Raw genomic sequence first — 8,393 nt, 5'->3', positions numbered from 1 at the left:
GCTTTTTTAAGGGCGCATAGGGTTGTTTTCGCTTTTTTCCATATAAGTGACGTTATTTTCCATGTTTTTTACACTATTTTCCATGTTTCTTTCGCTTTTTTATATGTTTTAATTGTTTGATTTTCACGAGCTTTAAAGTGTTCGATTAAGTCCATTAAAGATGAAAAAGTTTGAGAGGTTTCGTGAAGCATTTGTGGTGTTGGTCAGTTATTTGTTCATCCTGCTATTTGTTTATGCGGCGGTGAGTAAACTAATAAATCACCATCAATTTTATAATGACCTAAGAAATAGTATCGTATTTGGGGATCCAGTTGTTTCAGAAATAATCTCTTGGGGAATTCCCATATTAGAAATTACAGCAGCTATACTTCTGGTTATTCCTAAGTACAATAAAATGGGATTTTATATGGCTTTGATTTTGATGATAGGGTTTACTTTATATATCGGTGGAACTCTGCTTATAAATGAATTAGGTATCGCTGAACTGCCGTGTTCATGTGGTGGGGTTATATCACAACTTAGTTGGCAACAACATTTATTATTCAACATATTTTTTGTCCTGTTGGGAATTATTGCAATTTATCCATGGACTTATAAAAGTAAAAAGATAACATCCTGAATATAAAAAAGGGATGAAAAAAATATTATTGCGCGATAATATGTAAAGTCGCCCAAAATTAAAAATGGGCATATTGTTTAATCATTTAAATTTTGAAACGATGAAAAAGTTTAAGTTTTTAATGCCAATGATGGCATTTGTTATGGCCATAGGTATGGCCTTCGCTACTCAACCCAACTCTGATACGGGGTTGTGGGTACTACGAAATGGAGTCCCTTATCAACTGAAAACTAACACCTGTCAGAGTAATGAACAAACAGAATGTTATGTGAAATTCTTCGGTGATCCAACTCATGCTGTATATCGGGTTTTTGAAGATCAGGGTTTGAGCGTTCCTAAGAAAGGGGGAGTTTTAATTCCATATGTAATTATGGATTAGATTTGAGAAATAAGAAGCCCTTTGAAATAATTTTGGTTCAAGGGCTTCTTTTGCAATTATTTAATCAATATCGATTTTTGCTGCGAAGTTCATTAAGAGCTTATCGTCAAGGTGTTTTTGAGCCATTTTAGGGATATCTTCTCTCTTTATGGCGTTAAAAATCTTATCAACCTGTTCTTGACTATAGTAAGGTGTTCCAAACTGATAATGGTTATATAAAGATTGTAACATCATTTTATTCTTGTTTCTAGCTTCGGCACCGTAGTAGTAATTTCGATTGGATCGCATGACTAATTCAAACATGTCTTCATCCACGCCATTAACTTTTAGATTATTAACTATTTCTATAATGTCGTTTTCTACTTTGGGAAAATCTTCAATAGAACAACTCAATATAAGATTAATAAATTGAAATTTATTTGATAAATCAATATCATTTGTAGCTCCTGAAGTATAAATTGCCCGCTCTTTTTTAAAACGCAATTCATTTAAGCGAAAACTCAAAATACCAGCCAAAAGTTTATATTCTATCTGCTCTTTAAGTGATATGGTATCTTTTGATTGTCTTAAATATGTTTGAAAAACGTGGACATTTTGAATGGGTAAATCCGGATGATATGTTTTTTTAATCGGAGTTTTAGGTTGAAATATTGGTGAATGCATTTTGTTGGTTTTTAAAAAATGCTTTTGTTGTGGTATATTTCCTAAATACTTTTGTAAAAGAGGAAGGACGGTTTTTAAAGAATAATTACCGGTTATCACAAAAGTGAAATTTACTGGGTCTTGCATCAGGCTTTTATAAATTTGATAGGCTTTTTTATAATCGACTGCTTTTACGCTTTCGTGCCTTTTGCTGCTCATACGCCATGGAATAGTATTTCCTTGATTTTCCTGTACGATATTTAAAAAATCCTTTCTTACTCTATCTATGCCATAATACCTTATATAGTCTATTTCCTCTTGCCGTTTCCAATCTTTAAAAGCTTCCGTATCCCATCTTGGTTCTGCCATGTACAAATATATCAATTGGAGGACTTCTTCAAAACTATGAGGTGATACTTCGCCTTTGATGCCAGCTTCTTGAAAAGATATATAAGGGCTTAAGCTATAAGAAAGTTTGTTGTCATGCAAGGACTGTTCAAGTTCAAATTTATTATACTTCCCCACTCCTGAATGTCGAATAATATCTGGGATTAAAATGGCGTTATAGAAATCTTCTTTTTGAAAAGAGGAAGCGCCTTTTGAGTTAAAACCCTGAATAAGAATCTCGTCTTGATACCAGTCCGGCGATGGTGAAAAGGTTTTAAGCACTAATTTCAGACCATTTTCTAAAGTAATTTTGTGTGCTCCAAATTCATCCTTTCCATTATCCGTAAAATTTACAGGCTTTAAATTATCAATCTGTTCGAGAGATAAAAGTCCTTTAGAAAGAGACGGTTTAAATTCATCCTTCTCAATTTTCTTACTTTTTTTGATCCACTGCCTAATCTCGCTTTCCTTTATTTTTAAATCCATTTCTCCTGGAGCGATGACGGCAATATCTTCAGGCATTTCCTGAAAGTATTCATTCATATAACTATTGAACTCATGTAAAGAGAGACCTTCCAAAAATTCAATTGACCTAGATGGCTTTTGCATTACTTTTTCCTCTATAAAATGAGCGCTGATTTGTCTATTCCAATACATTGGACCAATAGTGTCAGTTTGAGATAATCTCTTAATCGTTTCTTTCTTATAAGCGTCAAATTCGCTTTTGGTGAATCCATTTTGCTTAATCTCGTTAATGATAGAAAATGCTTTTTGTACGCCTTTCTTTCCGTGCGCTTTGCCAACCTTCACTTCTATTCTTATTGCGGGAAGCATAATGGATTCACGTCCACCTGCTGCATATATCTGATAAGGAATATTGTATGAAGAGGAGATGGCTTTTCCAAATCTTTTCTGGAGCATTCCTAATCCCAATGCTTTAATATGATTACTGTTAGAAGTAGAGGTTTCTTTATATTGGTTGTTATGATCCCTCATATAAAAATGGAATATTATAGGAGCATCTTCTATTTTCGAATCCTTTACATTATCCTTCAGGAGTACAAACTGGTTTTTTCGTGTCAAATAATTTTCTGCACAGTCAATTGGTAATTGTGGAGTTGGTGTGTTTTCTATGTCGCCAAATGTGGTTTTGATCATTTGTATCATCTCCTCTTGGTTTTCAATATCACCAACAATGATTAACGCCATGCGATTGGGTTTGTACCAATCTTTATAAAAACGCTGTAAAAGATTTATGTCAAAATTCCGAATATAATTTTGATGGTTTTCAGAGCTTTTTAATCCCTTTAGGCAATCAGATAATAAGGTCACTGATTTTTGAGTAGGGTATGAACTAGGAGTATTGGAGTATAGGTATTCCTGAAAAAAAATTTCCTTTTCACTATCTATATCTTCTTTATTAAATTGAATGTTTCCAGCAGCGATATCCCGGAAAAATAAAAAACCAGTTTTAAAAGCATCTAAATTTCCAGAAAGATGATCAAATGTATAAATCGTTTTGTTACTACCAGCTTCTCCCATAATGTCTCCAGCCTGCATTTGAAGTTCGCTTAATAAGGGTACATCTCTTGCAATTTTGGCGAAATGTTTAGTACGAACAAAAGGTAAGTGTTCCAAGAAATGAGCCATTTGGTTTTGATTCTCGGTTTCATACCTGCTACCCGCTTTTACTATTAGTTTCATGGATACTTTTCCTGTTTTTTGTGCTAAAGGTTTGATGTAGTAGGTAAATCCGTTTGGTAATTGACCATAAATCATACCTGGATCCAAATTGGATAAGTCTTTTGGATTTTTATTGTTTTGTTTTTGGCCCTGTGTCTGTTTAGTTAAAATTAGTATACACAATAGACTTAAAATCCATCTCATGTTCATCATTGAATTTTTTAAATTAATAACCATCATTTTGAGTAAGTTTTGGGTTTTTTAAGCGGTCATTTTCAGGAATGGGAAACCAAATATCAGTTTCCTGCCAATCTGAGTTTGGCTTTTCAGATAGTATGGTGCTTTTTTCCAAACGCTTTAAATCAAACCAACGATGTCCCCATTCTGCAAAAAACTCTTTTCTTCTTTCTCCTAAAATTATTTCCAAAAGTTCCGATTCGCTGATATGAGGATTAGATTCAGAAATAAGTGCTATTTCGGCACGTTCTTTTATTTTGTCAAGGTCTGTAATGGCATTTTGTAAATTTCCTAAATGTACATTAGCCTCCGCTCTAATTAAATATTGTTCCGCTAATCGCATGACCATGGAATATTCGTTTATTTTGCCTCCTGAAGCATCATATTGAATCTTATATTTATAAGGATAGAAGAATAGTTCACCATTCGAGGTAAAATTTTGCACCCAGTTTGTCAAGCGCAGATCCTGTGGTTCGGTCCATTGGTCCATAAAGGATTCGGATAAGACGGTAATAGGTGTGGAAGTTGTGGAAGGGATAAAGAGGTTCCCTTCATTAGTGTGGGTAAAGCTGCTTCCCCATCCGATAGGTGAAATTTGCCAAATAGCTTCTTCACTATTTGCTAAAAATACATCGTTAGGATCTTTCAATAATTTATAGAGTACACCTTGATTGATGACTTCGCTGCTATAATATTCCGCTTCTTTCCAATTTTCCAAATAAAGATGTACTCGTGCCAATAAGGCCATAGCGGCATATACATTTGGTCTCGTACGTTCGCCATCAGGATAGTCATTCTCTAATAGTGTAATTGCGTCTTCTAAATCCCGTATGATCTGATCAAAAACAGCAGCTTTATCATTTTTGGGCGCCGTAGCATTTTTATGGTAATCTGTCCTTAATAGTAATGGAACGTCGCCATATAGGTTGGTCAAATTAAAATAGGTAAAAGCACGGACAAATTTAGCTTGACCTTCCAAACTTTTTTTTGTTTTTTCTGAAAGGGTATTTGAATGGGCTATATTTTCTAAAATGGCATTGACCACAAATACCATATTATAGCTGCCTGCCCAAAGATCAAGGTTCGAGCTATTGGATGCTTCAATAGCATTTACTCCAAATTCCACTATCTCGACGGTAGTTGATGTGACGGTGAAGTTATCGGCTGTCAAACCTGCTAAAAAAGTGACCGATCTGCTTCCTCCGTTGGAAAAAGAAGTGTTAAACAGTCGGTTGAAAACGCCTGTCATTGCGCTTTTCGCAGTTTCGTCATTAGAGAAAACCGTTTCGCTCGTAATTTTATGATTGGGAACTTCTAATTGAACAAATTCTTCACAAGCACTTACTAAGAAAAGTAAGAAAAGAAAAAGTAAGGTAGTATTTATATTTAAGATGTTTTTCATTTTTTCGAAGGTTTTAAAAGTTAAGCTGAACGCCCGCCGTAAAACTTTGCAAGGGAGGAAGGTTCTTTTGGCCAGTGCCTAAATGAGGATCTAATCCTATGTAGTTAGTAATGGTGAACAGGTTCTGCGCATGTACAAATACTTTAAATTGGCTTAGACTTGTTGATCTTAAGAGTTTATTAGGAATACTATAACCTAAGCTAAGTGTCTTCATTCGAATATAAGATGCGTCCGTTATGGAAAAATTGCTACTATAAGCATAATAATATGCCAAATGGGCATTTATGGATTGGGATGCAATTGGGCTTGAAGGGGAATTTTCATCTTGGCTTATATTTACTTGGTTTGGCAAATAATTTCCAAAGACTCCTGGAGGATCAGCCGAAAATTTATTTCCGTTTTGTTTTACAAATTCTAATAAAAAGCTGAATGAAAAGTTTCTATAATTAATTTGATTTTGAAGTCCACCATAATATTGTCGTCCTAATTTTTTTATAATAATCTGGTCATCAAAATCATAAACGCCATCTCCGTTTACGTCTTCGATAGTATATAGTCCAGTTTCTGGATCTATCCCTTGGAAATTATAAAGTATTCTTAAGTTTAATGGGTATCCTACACGTCTATTGTTTTTATAAGATGTATCTTCTATATTTGGAAAACTGACTAATTTGTTTTGAGGAAGCGTAAGGTTGAAAGAACTTTTCCACATAAAACTGTTGGTCTGGAAGTTGACCGTATGCAATTCAAATTCCCATCCTGTATTTTGAACTGTTGCCGGAAGGTTGGCTTCTACGGAGTTGAAACCGGTCATTGCGGGTAATGGATAGCCTACTAATTGGTTGGAAGAACGATTATTGAACCAAGAAGTGTTAAGACTGACTTTATCATTTAAAAAACTTAATTCCAAAGCTGCTTCCAACTTTTTGTTTGTTTCCCATGAAAAATCTGGATTGGTCAATTGGGTGGGATACAATCCTCCAGGTCCCGGTGTAGCTTGGTAGGTATCGAGATATCTGTAATCTCCAATTTGATCGCTACCCGTAATTCCGTAGCTACTTCTTAACTTCCCGAAGGATAGGAAAGGCATTTTATTTTGAATAAAGTCTTCGTTTGAAAATATCCACGCCGCACCTATGGCTCCAAAATTGGCAAATTGTTTACCTGGGCCAAAACGAGACGACCCATCCCGCCTTCCGGTAAGGTTCAAAAAATAAGTAGATTTCCAATTGTAGCCGAGACGTGCAAATACAGCACTATATTTATAGAGCGTTTCCAAATTATTGCTTATTGAGATTTTATCCGCTGCTGCCAAATTACCCATCAATTGTTTATCGGAATACCCTGTGCCAATCATGATTAAACTATTGTTGCTGTTTTCCTGAAATGTAGTTCCAGCCAAAGCATCAAGACGATGGTTACCAAAATTGTTGGAGTAGGTCAATTGAGGTTCTGCAATCCAAGATTTTCGACCAATTAAGGAGTGGCGGGAAGAATTGGAAACCCAGGTCCATTCGGGGTTATAAGTTTCGATAGGAGTTAATATGTTGTCTTCGCTATTCAAATCGGTATAGCCTAAATTTGCCTTTAGGGTCAATCCAAGCATAAGAACATATTCTAATCCTAAATTTGCAACAAGGTTTTTTACGGTTGTATGACTGACATTTTTTAATGAAGCAAACGGATTTTCCCATGTAGATTTTTCCCAGTTTAGGCTTCCGTCATCGTTATAGATAGCAGGAGCATTTGGAGGAAGTGAAAAAGCTCTAATTACATAAGTCCCATTGCTAAACAGGTCATTATCATCTATGCCATAATTAGTGGTCAAGTTCAGCCTGAATTTATCATTGTACGAACGGTGATTAAGGTTGAAATTGAAAGTCTTTTTTCGATAGGAGAAATCCCCGGGAAAAACAGAGCCTTGTTTTTGTGATGAAGCACCCACTAAATAGGAAGTGTTTTCATTACCACCTGAAACGTTAAGGTTTATATTTGTCATGTGGGCCGTTCTGCCAAAAAATTCTTTTTGCCAATTCGTGTAACGGTTTTGATCCCAAACGAGCAAATCAAATGCATTGAATTGGGTTGGTACAACACCATCATTCTCAAAAGCCTGTTTACGTAAGCTTAAGTATTGTTGCGTATTGAGTAAATCTACAAAATGGGAAACTCTGCTAATACCACTATAAATGCGTGCTTCTACCTGCGTTTTTTCACCAACCTTCTTTTTTTTGGAAGTAATCAAGATCACGCCGTTGGCTCCTCGTGATCCGTAAATAGCCGTGGCATCGGCATCCTTTAAGATTTCAATACTCTCAATATTGGAGATGTTGAGTGAGTTTAAAGGATCAGTTCCAATCAACATTAAAAATTCATTCTGGCTAGAGAGCGGGCTTGAATTAATTGGCATCCCATCTACGATATATAAAGGCAGGTTTCCATTATCGTCAAATGATCTGCGCAAGCTATTTTGTCCGCGAATAAGTATTTGGGGTGCAGCACCTGGAATACCAGATGGTAGAGTGATTTCAACCCCTGCCATGCGCCCTTGCAAGGCTTCCAAAGGATTGTTTACTGGTTGCAATTCTAAATCTTTTGCTGTGACACGACTAATACTCCCCGTCCTCTCCCTATCTGTAGTTGTATAATACCCCGCATTAATGCGTACCTCACCAAGCGCGGTTGCATCTTCCTGCAATACAACATCAATAGCCCTCCGACCCTGAACAGGAATAGTAACCGTTGTATATCCCAAATAAGAAATTTCCAATGTGTCCGTAGCTTTTGCGGTAATGCTGTACCGCCCGTCAAAGTCTGAGACGGTGCCCGTCATGGTATTTTTAATAATTATACTTGCACCAGAAATGGGCAGGTTGCCGTCAGTGACCCTGCCGGTGACCGAGAGGTCTTGCGCGGTGAGTGGCAGGGTGAAAATTAGTAAAAGCAGGTTACAGCCAAAAATGCGCCGTAGCCTTGATGTGTTATGATTTTTTATCATAATTTTGTGTTGGTTAAAGTGATACATTTATTTTAACTCTTGGCCT

At 36.0% G+C, this 8,393-nt stretch carries 5 protein-coding genes; 2 read left to right on the top strand and 3 right to left on the bottom strand.

The window, feature by feature from the left end; translation table 11 throughout:
* Positions 1-160 precede the first annotated feature (160 nt).
* Positions 161-619: a MauE/DoxX family redox-associated membrane protein gene (locus VLZ86_RS01725; protein WP_325448089.1), complete on the top strand. Its 459-nt coding sequence runs from the start codon at positions 161-163 to the stop codon at positions 617-619.
* Between the two features lie 64 nt (positions 620-683).
* Entirely contained in the window at positions 684-998 is a 315-nt protein-coding gene (locus VLZ86_RS01720; RefSeq protein ID WP_325448087.1) for a DUF6520 family protein, read from the top strand.
* Positions 999-1,058: 60 nt separating this feature from the next.
* Here the strand turns inward: VLZ86_RS01720 and VLZ86_RS01715 are convergent, their stop codons facing one another.
* Genes VLZ86_RS01715 through VLZ86_RS01705 form a run of 3 tightly spaced genes read right to left on the bottom strand, consistent with a single transcriptional unit; the run spans position 1,059 to position 8,347 of the window.
* A complete protein-coding gene (locus VLZ86_RS01715) occupies positions 1,059-3,950 on the bottom strand; it encodes a M16 family metallopeptidase (protein ID WP_325448085.1) in 2,892 nt (963 codons plus the stop codon).
* Complete coding sequence (locus VLZ86_RS01710; protein WP_325448083.1) at positions 3,937-5,349, bottom strand: RagB/SusD family nutrient uptake outer membrane protein; 1,413 nt, start codon at positions 5,347-5,349, stop codon at positions 3,937-3,939. Before VLZ86_RS01710 ends, VLZ86_RS01715 begins: the two co-directional genes overlap by 14 nt.
* A 13-nt stretch (positions 5,350-5,362) precedes the next feature.
* Complete coding sequence (locus VLZ86_RS01705; protein ID WP_325448081.1) at positions 5,363-8,347, bottom strand: SusC/RagA family TonB-linked outer membrane protein; 2,985 nt, start codon at positions 8,345-8,347, stop codon at positions 5,363-5,365.
* Positions 8,348-8,393 lie beyond the last annotated feature (46 nt).

This window comes from Gelidibacter sp. (assembly GCF_035515035.1).
Lineage (GTDB): Bacteria > Bacteroidota > Bacteroidia > Flavobacteriales > Flavobacteriaceae > Gelidibacter.
The sequence above is the reverse complement of the archived record's forward strand: the minus strand, read 5'-3'. Positions and strand labels throughout refer to the sequence as shown.